The 2,667-nt window shown below is 64.5% G+C and carries 2 protein-coding genes; one reads left to right on the top strand and one right to left on the bottom strand.

Going from position 1 to position 2,667, the window contains the following annotated elements:
- Positions 1-160 precede the first annotated feature (160 nt).
- Entirely contained in the window at positions 161-1,486 is a 1,326-nt protein-coding gene (locus PHC73_RS13675; RefSeq protein ID WP_300129362.1) for a TolC family outer membrane protein, read from the bottom strand.
- Positions 1,487-2,182: 696 nt separating this feature from the next.
- On the opposite strand from PHC73_RS13675, the gene PHC73_RS13670 reads away from it, so the two are divergent.
- On the top strand, positions 2,183-2,667 hold a 485-nt coding region (locus PHC73_RS13670; RefSeq protein WP_300129360.1), incomplete at its 3' end, for a GspH/FimT family protein.

The raw sequence follows: 2,667 nt of genomic DNA, 5'->3' as shown, positions 1-2,667 counted from the left end.
GCACGAGTATGCGCCGCGCCGGCGCCACACCCCCAGACGCGGCAAACATCCGCTCCGTTCACACGGCCGATCGCCGTCCCCAAAAAAAAGGAAAACCCCGCCGCAGCGGGGTTTTCCAGGCCGGCGCCAACGGAGCCGCAGCCCCGTGGCCGTGCGCCCGTCACTTGCCGGTTGTGACCTCGCTGCCCTCGGGCGGCGTCACACCCAGCGTGCTCAACAGCCGCCCCTCGCTGGCGACGATGCGGTAAATCGCATACATCACGCGGTACTTGCCGTCGATATAGTTCGACTCGGCCACGAAGCGCTCGTTTTCGGTATCCAACAGATCGAGCAGGGTGCGCTGGCCGATGTTGAACTGCTTCAGGTAGGCCGCGCGCGTCACGTTGGCGGAATCGGCGTGCTGGCGCAGCAATTCCAGGCGCGTCTGCGCGGTCTGGTAATCGTTCCAGGACAGCCCGGCCTCCTGGATCACCTGGTCCTCGGCGCGGTCACGGATGCGCTTGGCCTGGTTGATCTTGAACGCCGTCGAGCGCTTGCGCGCCAGGTCGGCACCGCCGCGATAAATGTTGTAGTTCATGCGCACCATGGCGATCAGGTCCTCGTCGGCCTGATTCACGCCATCGATGTTGTTATTGTGGCTGGCGCCGAGTTCCAGATCGAAACGCGGATAGTCGTTGGCGCGCGCCTGCTCGTGCTGCGCCATGGTGGCGTCGATGTCCGCCACCGCCGAAGCCAGCACCGGATGCGTCTGCCGCGCTTCGTCCACCAGTGCGGGCAGATCGGCCGGAATCCGGTCGGCCGGCGGCGTGGGCGGCACCAGATCGGTCGGCATCTCGCCGACCACGCGCACGTAGGCGATCTCGGCATCACGCAGATTGCCCATCACCGCCTCCAGGTTGGCCTTGGCCAGCGCCAGACGGCCGGCCGCCTGGTCGGTGTCGGCGGTGCGGCCCACGCCGCGCTCGCTGCGCATGCGAATCTGGTCGTAGATGCGCTGGTGGGCGGCCAGGTTGTCCTTGGCCACCTCCACCTGCTCGCGCCGGCGCAGCACGTCCAGATAGGTCTGCGTGGCACGCAGACCCACGTCCTCACCCGCCGCCAGCACGCGGTAGGACGCCGCCTGCAGCGTCGCCTTCTGGCGCGCGACCTCGTTTTTGGTGAAGAACCCGTCGAACAGCATCTGCGTGATCGAGATGCCGCTCTCCTCGCGATGCAGACCGCGGTAACCGTTTTTGCCGGTCTCTCCCAGCGTGGAGGCGTTGTCGCTCTTCTCGCCACCCACACCGGCGTACACGTCCACCCGCGGCAGGTAACCGGCTTTGGCCTCGCGCACGTTCTGCTCGATGGCGTTGCGGTCTTCCTGGGTGACCAGCACGTCCGGGTTGTAGACGATGGCCTTGTGCACGGTGTCGGTGATGTCGCCGGCATGAACCTGTGTGCCGGCCAACGACAGCGCACCGACCAACGCAGCGGGAAAACGTTTCATGATTCAACTCCCTTCGGCCCGACCAATTATTGAGAACGCCGAAAAATTCCATACTCCGGAATTTTTCCAGCTCGCCAACAGCACCACAGCCGCCTGCGCGGCGCTATCCGGACCCAGGCGGCGCGCCAAATGGATCGGCGCCTCACATGATGCTGACAAACGTCGCCACGCCGCGACCCAACCGCGGCGATAAAAAGCGTGACGAACTATAGCCGCAACCAGGCGCCAAAAGTCATCTTCTCGACCATCGAAACTGTGAAATCAGCCACATTTCCGGCGCGACCGTGCAAAGAAAATCGAACAATCGTCAAAAAAACGTCTACCGATCGCGATACTGCACTGTCAGCAGCGCCGCCCACCCCACCCGGACGACACAGCCAGCGGACGTTGCAATGACAGCCGCAGCAACGACCCAGACCTCGCTCAAGAATCGACGTTTGGTACCGATACACTAGACGCGTCTGAAAATATTCCTTCCCTGGAAATTTTCAGCTTGCGCCGCATGGGTCACGCCCGCGCGGCGCTTCATGAATCAATGGCGTAGGCCGTTGATTCATGCCAGGGCATCCTGCCCTGGGCGGGACGCCCTGATTTCAGAGCATCCCTAGGCGCATCTGCCGGCTCCGAGGGCCACCCTTGCACCACCCGACACCCGCCGCGCCCACACACCCTCTCGCCCGTACCGGCGGCTTCACCATGGTCGAGCTGATCATCACGCTGGTCGTACTCGGTGTGCTGGTCGCCCTTGGCGTGCCGGCCTACACCGAGTTTGCGCGCAACAACCGCCGCGCCGCGGTGTTGAACGAGTTCATCACCAGCCTCGCCCTGGCGCGCAGCGAGGCCATCAGCCGCGGCCTGCAGGTGGCCGTGTGCAAGACGGCGGACGGCACCACCTGCGGCGGCAACGGCGTGCACTGGAAACAGGGCTGGCTGGTGTTCGTCAACCGCGACGGCGACTCGCCGGCGGTTGTGGATGCCAACAAGGATCCCAACAAGAACGAACTCGTGTTGCGCGTGCACCGCGAGGCCGATCCCGCCTTCACGCTCACGCCGAGCAACAACTTCACCAATTTCGTGGCCTACAACCCCGACGGCAGCAGCAACAACCTTGGGCGCTTCACCTATTGCGAAGCCCGCGATCCGCGCAGCGCGCGCGCCGTGCTGATCAACAACACCGGCCG

The sequence above is a fragment of the Immundisolibacter sp. genome, from assembly GCF_028696615.1.
Classification (GTDB): domain Bacteria; phylum Pseudomonadota; class Gammaproteobacteria; order Immundisolibacterales; family Immundisolibacteraceae; genus Immundisolibacter.
The sequence above is the reverse complement of the archived record's forward strand: the minus strand, read 5'-3'. Positions and strand labels throughout refer to the sequence as shown.